This is a genomic window from Kitasatospora sp. NPDC051164, from assembly GCF_044455625.1.
Classification (GTDB): Bacteria; Actinomycetota; Actinomycetes; order Streptomycetales; family Streptomycetaceae; genus Kitasatospora.
In genome coordinates, this window is record NZ_JBITFB010000023.1 from 125,969 (window position 1) to 143,733 (window position 17,765).

Annotated in this window: 16 protein-coding genes and 1 tRNA gene; 8 read left to right on the forward strand and 9 right to left on the reverse strand. The window is 69.8% G+C overall.

The window, feature by feature from the left end; genetic code table 11:
* The first annotated feature begins 73 nt into the window (after window positions 1–73).
* From ACIBEC_RS30915 to ACIBEC_RS30945, 7 genes are all read left to right on the forward strand, one after another.
* Window positions 74–535, forward strand: a complete 462-nt coding sequence (locus tag ACIBEC_RS30915) for a cupin domain-containing protein (RefSeq protein WP_360500558.1) — start codon at window positions 74–76, stop codon at window positions 533–535.
* Window positions 536–547: 12 nt separating this feature from the next.
* The gene (locus ACIBEC_RS30920; protein ID WP_360500555.1) at window positions 548–1,237 is read left to right on the forward strand and encodes a hypothetical protein; all 690 of its coding nucleotides are present in this window, start codon (window positions 548–550) and stop codon (window positions 1,235–1,237) included.
* Between the two features lie 62 nt (window positions 1,238–1,299).
* Window positions 1,300–2,673, forward strand: a complete 1,374-nt coding sequence (locus tag ACIBEC_RS30925; protein ID WP_360500552.1) for a hypothetical protein — start codon at window positions 1,300–1,302, stop codon at window positions 2,671–2,673.
* 178 nt (window positions 2,674–2,851) lie between these two features.
* The gene (locus ACIBEC_RS30930; RefSeq protein WP_360500549.1) at window positions 2,852–4,081 is read left to right on the forward strand and encodes an IS110 family transposase; all 1,230 of its coding nucleotides are present in this window, start codon (window positions 2,852–2,854) and stop codon (window positions 4,079–4,081) included.
* 17 nt (window positions 4,082–4,098) lie between these two features.
* Window positions 4,099–4,296: a hypothetical protein gene (locus tag ACIBEC_RS30935; protein WP_360500547.1), complete on the forward strand. Its 198-nt coding sequence runs from the start codon at window positions 4,099–4,101 to the stop codon at window positions 4,294–4,296.
* A gap of 4 nt (window positions 4,297–4,300) precedes the next feature.
* On the forward strand, window positions 4,301–5,344 hold the full coding sequence (locus ACIBEC_RS30940; RefSeq protein ID WP_396289387.1) for an Ldh family oxidoreductase: 1,044 nt from the start codon (window positions 4,301–4,303) through the stop codon (window positions 5,342–5,344).
* Window positions 5,341–6,756, forward strand: coding sequence for an AMP-binding protein (locus ACIBEC_RS30945; protein WP_360500541.1), 1,416 nt, complete (start codon window positions 5,341–5,343; stop codon window positions 6,754–6,756). The genes ACIBEC_RS30940 and ACIBEC_RS30945 overlap by 4 nt, the downstream gene beginning before the upstream one ends.
* Here ACIBEC_RS30945 and ACIBEC_RS30950 read toward each other — a convergent pair.
* The 3 genes from ACIBEC_RS30950 to ACIBEC_RS30960 form a co-directional block, all read right to left on the reverse strand.
* A complete protein-coding gene (locus tag ACIBEC_RS30950) occupies window positions 6,747–7,613 on the reverse strand; it encodes an aldolase/citrate lyase family protein (protein WP_360500538.1) in 867 nt (288 codons plus the stop codon). The genes ACIBEC_RS30945 and ACIBEC_RS30950 overlap by 10 nt on opposite strands.
* Before the next feature lie 57 nt (window positions 7,614–7,670).
* Window positions 7,671–9,383, reverse strand: coding sequence for a proline--tRNA ligase (locus ACIBEC_RS30955; RefSeq protein ID WP_360500536.1), 1,713 nt, complete (start codon window positions 9,381–9,383; stop codon window positions 7,671–7,673).
* Window positions 9,384–9,711: 328 nt separating this feature from the next.
* Complete coding sequence (locus ACIBEC_RS30960; RefSeq protein WP_360500534.1) at window positions 9,712–10,443, reverse strand: methyltransferase domain-containing protein; 732 nt, start codon at window positions 10,441–10,443, stop codon at window positions 9,712–9,714.
* Window positions 10,444–10,765: 322 nt separating this feature from the next.
* Between ACIBEC_RS30960 and ACIBEC_RS30965 the strand changes: the two genes are divergently transcribed.
* Window positions 10,766–11,533: a GDSL-type esterase/lipase family protein gene (locus ACIBEC_RS30965; RefSeq protein WP_360500531.1), complete on the forward strand. Its 768-nt coding sequence runs from the start codon at window positions 10,766–10,768 to the stop codon at window positions 11,531–11,533.
* A 439-nt stretch (window positions 11,534–11,972) separates the two neighbouring features.
* Here the strand turns inward: ACIBEC_RS30965 and ACIBEC_RS30970 are convergent, their stop codons facing one another.
* The 6 genes from ACIBEC_RS30970 to ACIBEC_RS30995 all read right to left on the reverse strand — a co-directional run bounded on the left by ACIBEC_RS30970 (window position 11,973) and on the right by ACIBEC_RS30995 (window position 17,601).
* Window positions 11,973–12,503 (reverse strand): hypothetical protein, encoded by a 531-nt coding sequence (locus tag ACIBEC_RS30970; RefSeq protein ID WP_360500529.1) that lies wholly within the window; start codon window positions 12,501–12,503, stop codon window positions 11,973–11,975.
* Between the two features lie 621 nt (window positions 12,504–13,124).
* Window positions 13,125–13,198: transfer RNA gene (locus tag ACIBEC_RS30975), tRNA-Pro, on the reverse strand.
* Window positions 13,199–13,335: 137 nt separating this feature from the next.
* Window positions 13,336–14,625 (reverse strand): MFS transporter, encoded by a 1,290-nt coding sequence (locus ACIBEC_RS30980; RefSeq protein ID WP_360500526.1) that lies wholly within the window; start codon window positions 14,623–14,625, stop codon window positions 13,336–13,338.
* 260 nt (window positions 14,626–14,885) lie between these two features.
* On the reverse strand, window positions 14,886–15,674 hold the full coding sequence (locus ACIBEC_RS30985) for a DUF1684 domain-containing protein (RefSeq protein WP_360500524.1): 789 nt from the start codon (window positions 15,672–15,674) through the stop codon (window positions 14,886–14,888).
* 229 nt (window positions 15,675–15,903) lie between these two features.
* Window positions 15,904–16,773, reverse strand: a complete 870-nt coding sequence (gene tesB, locus ACIBEC_RS30990; protein ID WP_360500521.1) for an acyl-CoA thioesterase II — start codon at window positions 16,771–16,773, stop codon at window positions 15,904–15,906.
* Window positions 16,774–16,989: 216 nt separating this feature from the next.
* A complete protein-coding gene (locus ACIBEC_RS30995; protein ID WP_360500732.1) occupies window positions 16,990–17,601 on the reverse strand; it encodes an alpha-ketoglutarate-dependent dioxygenase AlkB in 612 nt (203 codons plus the stop codon).
* Window positions 17,602–17,765: the final 164 nt, after the last annotated feature.

Here is a 17,765-nt window from a genome sequence, read left to right on the forward strand (position 1 = left end):
CGGCAGCGGTCTGCCTCACGGCACCACCAGTGAGGCCACTACGTGCGCTACGACAGAGCGAAGGAGTGGCATCATGGTCAACTTCGACCCCACGCGGCACATTCGGAACGTGCTCACCGAGGCCAGTACCGTACTGACCCAGTCGGACGGCACTGTCCTGGAGGGCATCAGCGGTCGGCCCGGTGCCGGCGAGGAAGCCCTCGCCGGGATGCGCATAGGAGTCGACCGGATCGTCCTGGAGCCCGGTAGCGAGTTCGAGCTCCACACCCATGAGGGTGACCACATCCTGTATGTCCTCGCCTCGGAGGGCTTCATCCATGTGGATGGGACGGACTTTCGTATGCGCGCGGGCGACACCGTGTATGTGCCGGCGAAGTACCCGCACGGCGTCAAGACGGACCCTGCGATGGAACAGCCCCTGGAAATCCTCGCGTTCGGCGTTCCGCACGCGCCCCTGGACTCTCCCCATCGGATGACGCTGGTCGGCAACAACGAGATCCGCGAGTCGGCGGGTCGCCCGGACGCGCAGCGATAGGAGCCGGGCGACATGACCGAACACGTGCGCATCGCGGTGTGCGGGATCGACGGAGGCGGCAAGTCCACGTTGTGCCAGGCGCTGCAGACGGAACTCGAGGCGCGGGGCGTGCCTACGCGGATCGTCGGGAATCTTCCGCGTGCTTACCGGCAGAAGAACAACGGCACCGTCGACCCCGGCGATCCGTTCCTGTCGTCCTTCTTCTTCAACTACGCGGCCGAGCATCACGGCGACCCCGGAAGTGCCCGATTCGCCTTCGACGCCCGGCACGTCGACTACGTGATGGCGCTGGAAGAGGTGCGGCTCGACCGTGCGGCCGTCGAAGCATGTGAACCCGGCGCGGTGCTGATCCATGACCGGCACGTCCTCGACCGGCGGGTCAACGCCTACCGGGCCGGTTGCCCCCGCGCTGATATCGACGTGATCTTGAGCCATGCGCCGTCACCGGACCTCACCGTGCTCCTTGACCTGCCGGCCGAGGTGGCGGTCGAGCGGGTTGCGCAGCGTGGCAGGCCGGGGCGGGACGAGAACGTTGCAGACCTGGCCGAGTACCGCGAGCTGTACCTGTCCTGCGGGTCGGCGGAGCAGGGAGTGGTGGTGGTCGACGCCGCCCGGCGTAGGGAGGAAGTGTTCGGCGTGGTCATCTCCGAGGTCGAGGCCGTCTTAGCCAGGGCGGGCGTGATGTTGGGGGAGTCGAAGTGATCGGGCCGCAGGTCGGCGAGGACGATGTCGCGACACGATGGACAGGTGTGTGGGGACCGAGCGTGTCACCTCTTCCGCAGAGTCGCCTGGAGTGGCGGGAGCCGCCCAGTAGCCACCGACAGGGGCTGCCGCACGGGCCGTTCACCGTCGGCGACTTCACCAGGGTGTTGCGCGAGGCGCAGATCCTGGACAACCGCGCGGTGGAGGCGACTGGTGCGGCGGTGGTCCTGCCATACGGGGTCGCGCTGTTGGAGCGGTTCCGGCAGTTGGTGCGGGCCGCGTACGAGGGCGCGGGCCTCGCCGAGCATGAGTACCCCCACACGGTGCCCTTATCCGTCGCGGAGCCCACTCGCGAGGTCGTGGACTTGCACGACCGGCTGCTTCTCGTCGGCACGGACACCGACCTGGCGCAGGGCAAGCCCCGGCTGGCGCTCACGCCGACCGGGGAGATGGTGATCTACTCGCACTGGGCCCGGGCAATTTCCGGGCGCGGTGATCTTCCGATCCGGATGTACCAGCGGGCCCGGTACTTCCGCCCGGTCCGCGGCGGGCGGCACGGTGGCCGCGGAGTGTTCCACACCACCGAGCACGACGACGTCTTCGAGTTCCACTGCGCTCATGCTGACCGCGTTTCGCAGCAGCAGGACCTGCGACGGCTAAGGGACATGGTGGCGAACCTGATCGAGCGCTTCCACGTCCCGGTGGTGTGGAGCACACGGCCGCCGTGGACCAACCGGGCCGAAGTAGCGGACCTGGCGGTCGCGGCCGACGCGCCGCTTCCGCTGCAGGCGACAGGACAGATTGCCTGCCTCTACGACCAGGGCACGCGGTTCTCCCGCCCCTACCGGATCGGCTTTCGGGAACAGGGCGACTTCCACCTCAGCCAGCAGCTGGCCGGGTATACCTCGCGGCGGATCCTGATGGCCCACTTGATGCTGGGTCTGCACGGGCGGCGGCAGTTGTTCATTCATCCCGACCTGGCGCCGGTTCAGGTGCTGGTGCTGCTGCGCGGCCAGGCTTCGTCGCCGCAGGCAACGAGTGCGCTGGGCCGCGCTCTGGCAAAGGGCGGTGTGCTTGTGCGGGAGGTCGGCTGTGAGAGCGCGGGAGCGTTGACAAAGGCCCGGCGGGAGTGGCAGTCGCGCGGGGTGCCCGTGACGGTCCAGCTGTTCGAGCCGCGAACCGCGGGCGAGCAGTGGAAGGCTGTGCTCGTGCGCGGCGACACCGGGGAGGAGTGCACGGTGTACTGCGCCGATCCGGCGGTGCTGGCCCCGGAGTTGCGTGCTCTGCTCGCCGACCTCGGTGCCGCCTTCGCAAACGGCGCATGGGAGTTCGCCCGCAGCCGCCTGGTGCCAGCCACCGCCTCTAATGGGCCTTGTCGGGCCGTGAGGAAGACTACGGTCCGTAGCCGCCAGCAGGTGAGCACTCCGTGCCTCTGAGCCATTGCGAGTTCTGAGGTCAGACCGTGCCCCTGCTGGTCGGCCGGGAGGCCTGACTGCTGATGGGATGGCGTGCCCGCCGGGCAGTTGGGCGTGAGCACTTGATCCATTAGAGAGCGAGCCGTGCCTTCCGCAGGCTGCGCATCATGATCGGACGAGAGCGAAGGGGCGGGTGCCGGTGCTGTTCATCGGCGACGACTGGGCCGAAGACCACCACGACGTCGAGGTCCAGGACGAGACGGGCCGCAGGCTGGGCACCGCGCGGCTGCCGGAGGGTGTGGAGGGCATCGCGAAGCTGCACGCCCTCATCGCGCGCCACGGCGGCGAGGGTCTGGAGGCCGGGCAGGTGGCGGTCGGGATCGAGACCGACCGCGGACCGTGGGTGCAGGCGCTGATCGCTGCCGGCTACCGCGTCTACGCGGTCAACCCCCGCCAGGCGGCGCGGTTCAAGGAGCGGTACGGCACCTCGGGGGCCAAGAGCGACAAGGGCGACGCACACGCGCTGGCCGACATGGTCCGCATCGACGGCGACCAGCTGCGGCCGGTCGCCGGGGACAGCGACCAGGCCCAGGCGATCAAGGTCGTCGCCCGTGCCCACCAGACCCTGATCTGGGAACGCACCCGCGCCTTCCAGCGTCTGCGGAACACGCTGCGCGAGTACTTCCCCGGCGCGCTGCACGCCTACGCAGGTCTGGAGCTGACCAGCACCGACGCGCTGGAACTACTGGTCAAGGCCCCGACGCCCGAGCAGGCGACGAAGCTGACGAAGCCGCAGATCATTGCGGTGCTGGCCCGGCACCGCCGGCGCAACCGGGACCAGCGGGCCGCCGCGATCCAGGCCGGCCTGCGCGAGCCGCAGCTCGGCGTCGCCGCCCCGGTCGCTGCCGCCTACGCCGCGGCGGCGACCGCGCACGCCAATCTGCTGATCGCGCTGAACGAGCAGATAGCCGCGTTGGAAGAGCAGGTGAGCGCGCATTTTCTCGCGCACCCGGACGCTGAGATCTACCTGTCGATGCCCGGCATCGGCGAGATCACCGGCGCTCGGGTGCTGGCCGAGTTCGGGGACGACCCCACCCGCTACACCTCCGCCAAGGCCCGCAAGAACTACGCCGGCACCAGCCCGATCACCCGCGCCTCCGGCAGGACCCACGCCGTCCATGCCCGCCACGCGCGCAACGACCGCCTCGCCGACGCCCTCCATAAGCAGGCGTTCTCCGCCATCAACACCTCGCCCGGCGCCCGTCGCTACTACGACAAGCAGCGCGCACGCGACGCCGGCTACAACCCCGCTCTGCGCCAGCTCGGCAACCGTCTCGTCGGCATCCTCCACGGATGCCTCAAGACCCGCACCCTCTACGACGAGGCCACCGCATGGTCACACCACGCAACCCTCGCCGCAGCCGCTTGACATCCCTACGCCATGGGATGTCTGACCTGCCCGAGGTCCTGGCGCAGCGCCTGGTGGCGGTCAGTGCGCTGTCGGTCAGCGAGGATGCGGTGCGGAACGTTGCGGCGCTGCGCCGTGGTGAGGTGCTCGGGTTCTGCCGCACCGACCGGTCTCTGCCGTGCGTGGTCACCGGCAAGCCGGTGACCACGGTCGCTTTCGTCTCTCCTCGGATGTGAGCGCGTGAGCGAGGAGTCCGGCGAGCGGCCGGAGATGATCGAGTTGCCGCCGAGCGAGGTTCTGGACGTCGGGCGGCGTGCATTCCTGCGGATCGGAACACCGGCCGACATCGCGGACCGGGTGGTGGGCGATCTCGTCGCCAACGAGGTCGTCGGCGTGCGCTCGCACGGCATCCTTCGGTTGACCGACTACCTGCAGGACGCCGCGGCTGGCCTGCTCGACGTCGCTGCCCGCCCCGCCGTCACCGCACCTGGGGGCGCGGTGCGGGTCGTCGACGGGCAGGGTGGGTTCGGCGTGCTGGCTGCGGACGCGGTGACGGCGAACCTGTGTGAGCTGCTGACCGTTCACCCGGTGTGCGCGGTCGCGTTGACCAATGCCGGGCACCTTGGTCGCCTGTCCGCGATCGGGACGGCGGTGGCCAGGCATGGCGGCGCGGTACTGGGGTTCGTGAACTACCTCGGGGCCGGGCAGCGCGTCGTGCCGTGGCAGGGTGAGGACGGACGCCTGTGCACCAACCCGCTGTTGATCTCCGTACCCGCCGAGCCGGACCCGTTCGTCCTCGACATGTCGACGAGCACTGTCTCGGAGGGAAGGATCAGGCAGCACTGGCTCGACGGCACCACTGTGCCCGGTGGATGGCTCGTGGACGCGGCCGGGGCCGAGGTTACCGATCCCGACCGGCTGTACAGCGATCCTCCGACCGCGTTCATGACCCCGCTCGGCGGCGACCACGGCTACAAGGGCTTCGCGCTCGGGGTCGCCGTCGAGCTCCTCGCCGGGGTGATCTCCGGCGCTGGCTACGTTCGGGCCGATACCGACAGGCGAGGCAACGGCGGCCTGTTCATAGGTATCTCACCCGCTCTGGCCGTCCGGGCCGGCGATGAGGTACTGCGCGAGGTGGGGGCCGTCCGCTCCCACCTGGAAGCCTCCTCCCCTGCCGTCCACTGGCCCGGCTCCGGACGCACCAGCGGGACCGACACGATCCGCCTGAGCCAGCGCCGCTGGCGCACTCTGCTCGCCCACGCCGACGGAAAGGACCCTTTGTGACCACCGTTGCGCCCGGCGCGGCCCGCCTCCTGTATTGGACCAGGCAGGCCGCCGGGGGAGACTCAGCGGTACGACGACGCCTCGCGTTCCTTGACGACAGCCAGCACTGGGAGCCGGAGCGGCTCCGCGAGTTCCAATTCCGCAAGCTCCAGGCGCTGGTGGCGCACAGCTACCAGACTGTCCCCTACTACCGGACCCTGCTGGACCGGCACGGTCTGCGTCCGGACCGGATCTGCGGCGCCGAGGACTTCCGGCGCGTGCCCGTCCTGTCGCGGGCAGCCCTGCGCTCCGCGGGCAGCATCCTCATCTCAAGCACTGCGGCCAGCAGTTCGCTGCAGCGCCGGCAGAGCAGCGGCTCGACCGGCGAGCGGGTGGAGTTCTGGCAGGACCGCGACTTCGACCGGTGGTGCCGGGCTCACCAGCTGCGCACCTACGGGTGGTGCGGGAACTGGCGTCTCGGCGAGCCGTTCGCCCTCGTGTGGGGGGCCGCCACCTATTTCGAGACCCGAGGCCGCCGGGACCGCTTCGACAACGCCCTGACCAACCGGATCGAACTCAACGCCTTCCAGCTCGACGACGAGTCCCTGCACCGACTTCTCGACCGCCTGGTCCGCCATCGACCGGCCCTGATTAGCGGCTACACCACCGCCCTCTACCTGCTGGCGCGCCTCGCCCGCACGCAGGGCGTGCGCCTTCGAGGCCTGCGGGCCGTGCAGCCGAACGCCGAACCTCTCAACGCAGTGATGCGGGCCGAGATGGAGAAGGCCTTCGGCTGTGAGGTCTTCGACAAGTACGGCAGCCGCGAGACCAACATCATCGCCCACGAGGGACGAGACCACGCCGGTCTGCGAATCCAGGCCGAACACAGCTACGTCGAGATCCTGGACGACGACGGGCAGCCCTGCCCGCCCGGCACGGCAGGGAGGGTCGTGGTGACCACGCTCAACAACCGCGCCATGCCGCTGCTGCGCTACGAGACCGGAGATCTCGCCACGCCCCTGGACGCCCAAGGCATCGCCGACTGCGGGCTGCCCGCCATGTCGCAGGTCATCGGGCGCAGCCAGGACCTGCTGTGCACGCCAGAGGGCGGCCTGGTCCATCCTCAGCTGTTCTCGAACGTGCTGCGCCAGTTCCCGGCCGTCGACTGGTTCCAGGTCGTCCAGCACCGCGAGGACGCTCTACTGATCCGTATCGTCGCCCGCAAGGCTGTGGACGAGGCCGTCACGCAGCAGATTGCCGGCCTGGTTCGGGACCTGGCCGGGTTCGCCTTCCAGGTCACGTTCGAACGGCTCACGCAGATGCCGCCCTCGGCGACGGGCAAGTTCCGTCTGTGCATCTGCGACCTGCCCTCCACCGGACAGGACCGCGGCTTCGGCGCGCTGAACGCCCTGCGGCAAAGCGATCACGGTTGAGCGGTGCCGGCGCTGCCCGAGGTTTGGGGCAGCGCCGGTCCGCCAGGTGCGCGTACCTGCGCGAGGGTTTGTTCGATGCCTTCGCGCAGGAGCTTGATGTCGTTGCCGACGGCGATCATGTCGAATCCCTCGGCCCGGTACTCGCGGGCGGTGGCGAGCCCGTATGCGAATGCCCCGGCGAGCTTGGCGTGTTTGCGGGCGCCCTCCAGGACCTGGGTTCGGGCCTCGTCCATCGCCGACCCGGTCGTCACCCCTGGCTGGCCAAGGGCCATGGCCAGGTCCCCCATGCCGAGAAACAGGCCGTCGACGCCCGGTACGGCGGCGATCGCCTCGGCGTTCCCAACGCCGTGGGCCGTCTCGATCTGCACGACGCACAGCACCCGGTCGTTGGCCTGCTCGAAGTAGCCGGGCAGGTCGCCGAAGTAGCCGGATGCCCGCACCGGGTTGACCCCCCGACGGCCGGCCGGCGGGAAGCGCGTCGCTGCCGCCACCGCCTCGGCTTCCGCGCGGGTGCTGACCTTGGGGACCATCACGCCGTCCGCTCCGATGTCGAGGGCGTGCTCGATGGCGTGCTGATCGTGCGAGGGCACTCGCACCAGGACGGATACCGCTCGGCCGGCGAGGGCCTGCGTCATCCGCAGCACCTCGGGCCTTCCGAGTGCCCCGGCCTCCATGTCGATCACGACGAAGTCAAGCGGGAGCAGGCCGCACAGCTCGGCGATGCCGGGCTCGCTCCAGAGCAGGAACAGACCGAGCAGGCTTGGATCCAGCCCGTCCCCCAGCCCCGGCTGGCGAAGGAGCTGCAGCCTGCTTGAGAGGCCGTTCGATGTGCTTCTATGTGCAGACAGACCGGTCACCCGCCGGACGCTACCAGCGAGTGACCGATCGTCAGTCTCGTTTTCCGAAAGGCACTTTTACTTGGCCGAGTCGACGCCCTTGCGTACGCACGCCGCGATCTCGTCCAGCGGGATCCGCTGCGTCTCGCCCGAGGCCCGGTCGGTGAGCTCCACGATCCCGTCGGCAAGTCCGCGCTTGCCGACGGTCACCCGTAGGGGGATGCCGACGAGCTCGGCGTCCTTGAACTTCACGCCCACGCGCTCGGCGCGGTCGTCGATGACCGTCTCCACGCCCGCGGCGAGGAGTTGCTGGTAAACCTGCTCGCCGGCCGAAGCGGTCGCCTCGTCGTCGGGCTGGGCCACAGTGACCACGGCCTCGAACGGGGCAATGGACATGGGCCAGACGATGCCCTTGTCGTCGTGGTGGCACTCGATGGCGGAGGCGATGTTCCGCTCGACGCCGATGCCGTAGCAACCCATGATGATCTTCTTGGGGGTGCCGTCTGTGTCCAGGACCGTCACGTCGAAGGCGTCGGTGTACTTCGTGCCGAGCTTGAAGATGTGCCCGACCTCGATCGCCTTCTGCACCTGCAGCGGCTCCCCGCACTGTACGCACGGCTCGCCGGAGGCGACCTCGCGCAGGTCCGCCCAGGTGGAGACGACGATGTCCCGCTCCACGTTGACGCCCCGCAGGTGGACGCCGTCCACGTTCGCGCCGGTGAACATGTCCGTGCGCCCGCGCAGTGCCTCGTCCGCGAGGACGGTGAGCGACGTGACCCCGACAGCGCCGAGGCTTCCCGGAAGCGCGCCAAGGGCCTCCTGGATCTCCTCCGGGCGAGCGGGCCGCAGCGCATTCGCGCCGGTGGCGTCGGCGAGCTTCTGCTCCGCCAGGGTGTGGTCGCCGCGCAGCAGGACCAGGGTCAACTGCTGGTCCAGGACGTAGACCAGTGTCTTTACCTGCCGGTCGGCCGGCGCGCCGAAGCGCGAGGCCAGGTCGTCGATGGTCCGCACGTCAGGGGTGTCGAACCGCTCGGGCGCGCCGGGGCCGGCGGCGTCCGCGGCCGGGGCCGGGGCCAGCCGGGACGTGGCCTTCTCGATGTTGGCCGCGTAGCCGCAGGAGGGGCAGTGGACGACGAAGTCCTCGCCGACCTCGGCCGGGCACATGAACTCCGTCGACGCCGACCCGCCCATGCTGCCGCTCGACGCCTCCACAGGAATGGCAGGGATGCCCAGCCGCGCGAAGATCCGCACATACGCCTCTCGGTGCAGGTCGAACGAGCGGTCCAGTCCCTCCTGGGTGAGGTCGAAGCTGTAGGAGTCCTTCATCGTGAACTCGCGGGTCCGCATCAAGCCGCCCTTAGCACGGGGCTCGTCGCGGAACTTCGTTTGGAACTGGTACCACATCTGCGGGAGCTCACGGTAGGACTTCAGCTCCGTGGCCAGCGACGTGAAGATCTCCTCGTGGGTCATGCCCAGGGCCAGGTCGGCGCCCTTGCGGTCCTTGAGGCGGAACATCTCGTCGCCCATGACCTCCCACCGGCCGCTGCGTCGCCAGATCTCGGCGGGGTGCATCGCCGGCAGGCTGAACTCCTGCGCTCCGATGGCCGTCATCTCCTCGCGGATGATGTTGATGACCTTCGAGCGCACCCGGATGGCGAGCGGCAGCAACGAGTAGTGGCCCGCCATGAGCTGGCGGATGAAGCCCGCGCGCAGCAGCAGCTGGTGGCTTGGCGCGTCGGCTTCCGCCGGGTTCTCACGCAGGGTGGGGATGTGCATCTGAGACCAGCGCATGACCAGCAACTTTCGTTCGAGCGGCCGATGGATTGGGGCGACCGTCGCCTAGGGCTCTTGGCAGGACACGGATTGTAGTGCGTTGCGCCTGGGCGCGAAGGCCCATTAGCGGCTGCCGGTCAGCCCCGGCCGGCGCCCACTGCGTGACGACTCCGCGAGCCCGACCCACCGGATCAGCTGAGGATCTCCACAGCAACGACCGGGACGCACCGGGAGAACTCACGCCGATTCTAACTGCCCATCAGCTAGTCGCCGTAACGATGCAACGGTTCGACGGCCCACCGGCACGCCGGATTTCTGGCAGCCCAGAGTCTGACCAACATCGCGATCAGCGCCGCTCCGCCACTGCGATGAACGTCAGTTCGGAGAAGAAGAACCCATGCTGGCCAGCAACCCTGACAACCGCCCCGTACCACTCCTTGATCTCATCCGGGCCCACTACGCCGCGGCCATGGTCAGCCGCCGACAGCAGGACATCTCGGATCAGTTCGATGCGCCTCCGCGCGTGCCCGGTGAACTCGCTCGACCACACTAGGAACGGCTCGACGCGGACAACTTCCAGAGGGCTTCGGGCCAGCAGTAGACCGAGCTTTCGGCCAATCCGGCCGTCGGCGTGGTCCATCCAGCTCTGAACGTCGTCCGCGAAGGCGTGGCAGATCCTTCGGTCCAGCTCGCTGTCCGCCCCTGCGATAACGAGCGAGTCGAAGTCGACGTGCGCAATGACTGCCCGCCCGCCAGGGCGCAGTACCCGTGCGACTTCCGCCAGCAACGTCTCTGGGGTCGGCACGCATTCCAGCGTGTTGTACGACAGGATGACGTCTGCCCATCGATCAGCGATCGGCAGCGGATCCCGCAGGTCTGCGGCAATCGCGGCGACGGGTCCCCGGTGGTCTTCGAGGGCGGCGGCCACTTGCCGCAGAGCCTCGTCCGACCGGTCGATGCCGAGGAGGACCGCATCGGGTGAAACGCGGCTCACAGCCCGAAGCGTGGGGCCCGATCCGCAACCGAGATCGACGGCTCGGCAACGACCAAAGGGCGCAACGAGGTCGGCGAGCCGCATGTGGATCGGTTCATCACTCCCTGACATCTCACTCCTTCGCGCTTCCGGGTGGCATCGGCACCTGCCCCGTAGGACATGGTGACCCCGCCGCGAGATTGTGCAGGTAGGCACAGAGGCGGTGGGGCTCGAAGGTCTCAGCGATGAGGTCGATCTTCCGGGTGCGAGCGTAGGGCCCGGCCCGCTGGACATGCTCGCGATCGGCCCGTTCCTCGTCAGCAGGACCGCCAACTGACTGTCCGACACCACTCGCTAACAACAAGTACGTTGTGCCTCGGCGCCGACCCCGGCCAGCATCCGGACCCAGCGAAAGGGACTTACCGAGATGACCAGCATCAGCGAGGACACCAGCGCCGCCCAGCTGCGCGCCCTGACCGTCGGCTTCTTCGGCACGAGCATCATGGAGCACTTGGAGGGCTACAACGCCCTGCTGACCGACCAGGCGAACCTCCCCAAAGTCGGCTCGAAGGTGACCGTCGAGGGCTGGCACCAGCGCGGCTGGGTTCACCGGCTCTCCCTCGGGCTCCGGGCCGGCTTCCCCCACGTGACCTTCAACATCCGCAACCACGGCGAAGGCGGAGCCACCAGCCGGGATATCGCCAAGATCGTCGCCGACGACCGCACCACGAATAGCGTCGACTACGACCTGGTGTTCCTGGGATGCGGCATCAATGACGTCTGGCGCCGCTTTCAGGGCCGCGCGGCCGAGGCGGTCAGGATCGAGGAATACGCCAGCCACATCAACGCGATGCTGGCGCAGCTCGGTGGGTACTCCCGCCAGGTCGTCGTGATCTCCGAGACGCCGTTCGGTGCGATCGAGGAACCGGAGACCGTCGGGAAGATGAACGCCGAGCTGGCCCGCTACAACGAAGCCGCAGCAAAAGCCGCCGCTGACCACGGCGCGCTGTTCCTCGACGTGTGGGCGCCGTTTATCGCGGTCGCCCGGCAGTTGGCCTCAGCGCCCGCCAACCACGAGATTGCCGGACTGTGGAGCGATGGCGTCCACCTGAGTGAGCTCGGTGACACGGTGCTCCTGCGGCAGGCTGAGTACTTCCTTACCGCGCACCGGACGGTGGAGAAGCTCCTGGACTGACCACTTGCCAGCCAAGACACCCGCCACGAGTAGACCGCCTGAGAAACGAGCGGTTCCGGGGGCAGGAAGCTGGGCCGCGCTGAAATCCCGTTGCCCTGGCCGCTCTCTCCGGCGCTTCCATGACCTGGCGATGACAACTCCCCGTGTTGTCAGTGCATTTCGCCCTGACGGCTACTGCGTCATGCCCGGCATCCTCACCACAAAGCAGATCCGGCGATGGCACGCGCTGCTCACTCATCACGTCACGCCGCCCAGCTCCGACCACACCGGCCCGTACTTCCTGTGACCAGCCCTCACCGACGATTCCGATCTGCGTGCGCTCTACGAGGAGAGGTGCTGCGGCCCGAGATCTCAGTGGTGGCGGGCCGCAGCACGTTCACGGGCAGGATCCCGCACGAGACGAGCGGTACGGTCAGATCGACGGGTCTACCGGTGCCGATCAGGCGATGAGGTCGAACACCGTCTCTGTCTTCGTCGTGGTGGTGCTGGCACGCAGATAGGCGTTCAGGTTGGCGTCGTACTTCAGGTCAGAGGGAATCACGACCTCAACGGAGAACGCCCCGGTGGCGTCCGTCATGGTGTCGCGCAGGTCCCGCGTCTTGTAGTCCTCGCCGAGGTCGCCCTTGATGATGAAGGACACGCGGACGACGGTGTTGGGCGGGAAGCCCCGGCCGGTGAGGACCGACTTCGCTCCGCCCTGCCCGCCGTCCGGGGAGGCGCTGAGGACCCGCACCGCGGTCGGCGTCGGGCTGCCGACCATCCCGCTGGGCAGCGGGTTCACGGCTGGTGCCGCACCGGGGCTGCCCGCCGGGGGTGCGGTGATCGCGGGGCCCGCCACCGTGACGGTCGGGCCGGGCACGGTGACCGTGACGGCCGGCTGCGGCCGGGAGTCGCTGGTCACCTGGGCCTGGGTGTAGAACCCGCCCGCGAAGCCGGCGCCGAGGGTGACGACCGCGACGGCGGCGGTCACCACGGCGCTCCACCCCTGGAGGTCGATCCCACTGCGGCGTGACGGAGCAGCCGTTGGCGCCGGCGAAGCGGTCGGCTGCGGAGGTGTCCCCGGCACGGGCGGCGGCCCGGAAGGACGGCTTGGCGTGGACGGCCCGGTCACATGGTCCCCCTCGTTCTACGGCCCACTCGGGGCCATGATCGACGGACTCCTAGGTACCACAGGACACCGGAGCCTGTCGCGGACGAAGGACCTGCCTCGCATCCGCCCGGCGCCCTCCGCGCGAGCGGATGACGGAACGTCACCGGTCGGCGAGGCGCGCAAGGGCGAAGGTGTCGATTCCGACACAGACCCGCCACCTGTGCAGCCGTCACACCTGGCCAACTCTCGCCACGCGCGGCCGAATTCCGTCGAAAAAGTGGCCGAAATTCGATTATTACGATCAGATCTCGATCACTCAGGGTGAGCATGGATTCGGGCGAATCGGACGCCCAGAATGCCCTTGCACTCGCCACTGGATGCCCTTGGTCCCAAAGTGGTCCCAAACGGTATGCGAACCAATTCCCTTGGTCCCTGACGGGCCGTCATGCAAAAGGCCGCTGACCTGGGCGTTAACCCGGCCAACGGCCTTTCCGACTCACGTCGGGACGACAGGATTTGAACCTGCGACCCCTTGACCCCCAGTCAAGTGCGCTACCAAGCTGCGCCACGTCCCGTGGTCTCGGTGCCTGCAGCGGGGCCTGGGGGGCTTTGCTGTGGGCTTCTCGACCTTGTCTCCGGTTGTCCCGGCGACGTGGAAAACAATACAGCACGTCGGGGGGTGCTCGCTGCCAGGTTTGAGGGGTGGGGTGGGTCAGGGGGTCGGGTGGCGGGCGTCGTAGGCGAGGAAGGCGGGGCGGCGGGCGGCGAGGAGGAGCACGGCGGCGACACAGGCGAGGCCGCCGCTGATCACGGAGGTGGCGGGGTTGGTGAGGGCGGCGACGGTGCCGGATTCGAAGTCACCGAGGCGGGGGCCGCCGGCCACGACGACGATGAAGATCCCTTGGAGGCGGCCGCGCATCTCGTCCGGGGCGGCGACCTGCATCATCGTGTTGCGGAAGATCATGCTGATGGTGTCGGCGCAGCCCGCGACGGCGAGCAGTAGGAGGCCGAGCCAGAGGTTGTGGAGGACGCCGAAGGCGGCGATGGCGAGGCCCCACGCGACGACGGCGGCGAGGACGGCGACGCCTTGGCGGTTTACGCGGCTGACCCAGCCGGAGAAGAGCGCGCCGATCAGGGCGCCGACGGCCGGGGCGGAGACCAGCAGGCCGACGGTGCCGGCGTCGCCGCCGTAGAAGGTGACCGCGATGGCGGGGAAGAGGGCGCGTGGCATGCCGAAGACCATGGCGGCCAGGTCGGCGAGGAAGCTGGTGCGCAGGTTGGGTTGCTCGCGCAGGAAGCGGAGGCCGTCGAGGACGGAGGCGCGGCCCTTGCGGTCGCCGAGCGGGCGCATGGCGGGTAGGCGCCACATCGCGTAGAGGGTGCCGGTGAAGGCGACGGTGTCGAGCAGGTAGGCGGCCTGGGCCCCGTACGCTCCGATGAGGACGCCACCGAGCATCGGGCCGATGGTGAGGCCGAGGTTCATGCTGACGGTGTTCAGGGCGTTCGCGGCCGGGAGCTGGTGGGTGGGCACCAGCCGGGGGATCATCGCGGAGCGGGCGGGTGAGCTGAGGGCGAAGAACCCGGCCTGGACGGCGACGGCCGCGTAGAGGACGGCGACCAGGCCGAGGCCGGCCAGGGCCTGCGCAGCGAGGATCGCGGAGACGACCGCCAGGCCGCCCGAGCCGATCAGACCCAGCCTGCGCCGGTCGACGGTGTCGGCGATGGCGCCGCCGTAGAGGCCGAAGGCGACCAGCGGGACGAGGGAGAAGATGCCGACCAGGCCGGTCGCGAAGGCGGAGCCGGTCAGCTCGTAGACCTGGACGGAGACGGCGACGGCCGTCATCTGCTGGCCTATGGAGGAGACGGCCTGGCCGAGCCAGACCCGGCGGTAGTCGACGTGGTCGCGCAGCGGGCTGAGGTCGGCGAACGCCCGCCGGTACCACGGCGCGGCGGTGGCCACCGGGTCCGCCGGCAGGTCGCCGACGGCCACGGCGTCGGACATCGCGGCACCTGCGGCTGCGGCGCCAGCGGCCGCAGCGCCGGGTGTCGGTGCGCCGCCCGCCGAGTCAGGCGCGGGCTCGACGGCGGGCGGAGCGTCCGCCGACGCGGCGGAGATGGAATGTTGATCGTTCGACATAGTCCTCCATGCTCCGCCCCGCCCCCGGCTACCCCCGCACTGGGGCCCGCCCTCGACACCACTGGGCCGATCGGCCCCCGTTGCCGCGCACCCGTCGCCACGAGCCCACGGCCGCACCCGCCGGTCTACCGGCTCAGCACCTGCTTCTCCCCCGCCTCCACCGCGAAGTCCAGCCGGTTGCCCGGCGGCGGGAACGGGCAGATGAAGTGGTCCGAGAAGGCGCACGGCGGCAGGTAGGCCCGGTTGAGGTCGAGGACCGTACGGCCGTCGGCGTCCGGCGCCGGCAGCGTGATGAAGCGGAAGCGGTAGCTGTCGATGCCGCTGCCCGCGTCCGCGATCACACCGCTGAGGCGGTTGCCCGACCGGCTGACGGTCAGCGTGCGGTGCTCGCCGGCCACGGTGAAGGCGATCTGCCCGGTGACGGCCAGTGGACGCTCCTTGCCGTCCGCGTTCGGGACCACGACCGACCGGGCCTCGTCGTCGAACGGGGTGAAGATCGCGGGCACGGCCCACTCGGGCGCGTACGCGTAGGCGGAGATGCCGGCGAAGGCGGCCCGGCGCGGCGCGGCCGGGTCGAAGACCCGCAGGGCCAGTTCACCTTCACGCTCGATCGGGACGAGCAGCAGGTCGCCCAGGGTCGCGGTGTCGGCAGCCGGGTCGCTGTCCGGGCGCAGCAGCAGCTCGCCGTGCACCGGCCCGTCCGTGCCCGTGACGGTGATGCCGTCGCCCGCCTTCGCCCGGACCCGGACGCCTTCGGTGTCGGCCCACCAGTGCCCGGGCAGGCCAGGGATCTCGGCGGGCTCGGGCTCCAGCCAGTGCGTGCCGGTGAGTGCGAGCTGGCCGTGCGGCGAGCTCACGGACGCCGCCCGCCCGTCGCTCCAGTGCTTCCAGTCCTCCGCGGCCGTCGCCGTCATCGGTCCACCCTCCCGGTCGGTCCGCGGACGGCCCGCCGTTCGGGCCGCCCGTCTCCTCATCCACAACACCGCCCGCTCGGACGGATCATTCCCACCGGTCCGAAGCCGCCGAAACGCAACACGGCGGCGACGCACCGACACACCGCACAACTCGGAACACACACCACGGATCACGATGACGGATCACGGGTCGCGAAGCACGGATCACGGATCACGGATCACACGACGCCTACCCGTCCCGGCGCTGCAGCGGCCGGAACAGCCCCTCCTGCATCACGGACACCACCAGCTGCCCGTTCCGGTCGAAGATCTGCCCGCGCGCCAGGCCGCGCGCGCCGTGTGCGATCGGGGATTCCTGCTGGTACAGCAGCCAGTCGTCCGCCCGGAACGGCTGGTGGAACCACATCGCGTGGTCCAGTGAGGCCATGTCGAAGTGCCGCTCGCCCCACAGCGGTTCGACGGGGGCGCGGACGGCGTCCAGCAGCGTCATGTCGCTGGCGTAGGTGAGGGCGCAGACGTGGATCAGCGGGTCGTCCGGCAGCGGGCCGTTGGTGCGCAGCCAGACGCCGCTGCGTGCCTCGACGCCGACCAGTTCCTCCTTGGTCCAGCGCAGCCGGTCGACGTAGCGGACGTCGAAGGGTTGGCGGCGACTGATGAACGGGGGCAGTTCGCCGAGCCGGGAACCGACCTCCTGCAGGGCGCTGGGCAGGTCCTCGGGGGCGGCGACCTCCGGCATCGGGTACTGGTGCTCGATGCCGCCCTCCTCGGGTCTGTGGAAGTCGGCGGTGAGCGCGAAGATCGACCGGCCGCCCTGGATGGCGAGCACCCGGCGGGTGGTGAAGGAGCGGCCGTCCCGGATCCGGTCGACCTGGTAGACGATCGGCACACCGGGCACCCCGGGGCGCAGGAAGTAGGCGTGCAGCGAGTGGACGGGGCGTTCGTCATCCACCGTGCGGCCCGCCGCCACCAGCGCCTGCCCGGCGACCTGGCCGCCGAACGTCCGCTGCAGTGCCTCCTCGGGGCTGCGCCCGCGGAAGATGTTCAGTTCGATCTGCTCGAGGTCGAGCAGATCGACAAGGTCGTCGACGGGGGTACCCATGAGCACGCTTCCTCTCCGGACTCCGATCCTTCCGGATGCGGACTCCGATCGAATTCTCCAGCTCACTCGAATTCTCCGGCGACCCGGGTCATTCCCGCTCACCGTGTCCGAGTCGCCATTTCACTCGAACGAGTAAACGAGTCGACGAACAGGTGACGGAAACCGCCCGGTCCCTCCCGGGGACGCGCCCCTACGCCCCAGCCCCGCCACGCGCCCCTACGCCCCCAGCCCCGACTCCCGCACCGTGATGTTGAGCCGCCCCACCAACCCCAGCTCCGGCTCCGCCGTCCCCGGCAGCGTGCGCACCACTCCGTGGTACGCGAACCGGGCCGGGCCGCCGAACACCAGCAGGTCCCCGCTGAGCAGCTCCAGGTCGGTCCACGGCCGGGTCCTGGTCTCGGTGTTCCCGAGCCGGAAGACGCAGCGGTCGCCGAGCGAGAGCGAGACCACGGGCGCGTCCGTCCGCTCGTCGCGGTCCTGGTGGAGGCCCATCTTGGCGCCGTGCGGGTAGTGGTTGACGATCGCGACGTCCGGCTCGTACGACGCGGCGCCCGCGATCTCCGGCAGCACGTCTCCGTACGCCCGGGCGACGGCCCGGCGGGCGAGGCTGCCCAGCTCGGGCGGGAACGGCTTGACGGGCGCGCCGTCCTCGGCGACCCGCCGGTACCCGTACGGGTACCAGTGCCACCCGAGGCTCACCATCCGTACGGACATCATCCCGCCGGTGGGCATCCGCACCGTGTGCAGACCGGCCGGCGGGCGGGCCCACTCCCGGCAGGCGGCGATCAGGCGCAGCTGCGCGTCGAGGTCCAGCCAGCCGGGGAGCAGGACGGCGCCGGGAGCGGGCTCGAGGCGCGCACGCGCGCCGGTCCCGGAAGTCCCCGCATCCGCCGGGTCCCCCGAACCCCCGGAATTCCCCGAAGCGCTCGAGGTTCCTGATGTCCCGGCCGCCCCGGGCAGGTCACCGAACAGCTCGCCCTGGATCACCCCAC

Bases quoted from the DNA above. Each gene is read 5' to 3' on its own strand.
- ACIBEC_RS30915 (WP_360500558.1), top strand. From the start codon at position 74: ATGGTCAACTTCGACCCCACGCGGCACATTCGGAACGTGCTCACCGAG.
- ACIBEC_RS30920 (WP_360500555.1), top strand. From the start codon at position 548: ATGACCGAACACGTGCGCATCGCGGTGTGCGGGATCGACGGAGGCGGC.
- ACIBEC_RS30935 (WP_360500547.1), top strand. From the start codon at position 4,099: ATGTCTGACCTGCCCGAGGTCCTGGCGCAGCGCCTGGTGGCGGTCAGT.
- ACIBEC_RS30955 (WP_360500536.1), bottom strand. From the start codon at position 9,383: ATGCGCTGGTCTCAGATGCACATCCCCACCCTGCGTGAGAACCCGGCG.
- ACIBEC_RS30960 (WP_360500534.1), bottom strand. From the start codon at position 10,443: ATGCGGCTCGCCGACCTCGTTGCGCCCTTTGGTCGTTGCCGAGCCGTC.
- ACIBEC_RS30965 (WP_360500531.1), top strand. From the start codon at position 10,766: ATGACCAGCATCAGCGAGGACACCAGCGCCGCCCAGCTGCGCGCCCTG.
- ACIBEC_RS30980 (WP_360500526.1), bottom strand. From the start codon at position 14,625: ATGTCCGACGCCGTGGCCGTCGGCGACCTGCCGGCGGACCCGGTGGCC.
- ACIBEC_RS30985 (WP_360500524.1), bottom strand. From the start codon at position 15,674: ATGACGGCGACGGCCGCGGAGGACTGGAAGCACTGGAGCGACGGGCGG.
- tesB (WP_360500521.1), bottom strand. From the start codon at position 16,773: ATGGGTACCCCCGTCGACGACCTTGTCGATCTGCTCGACCTCGAGCAG.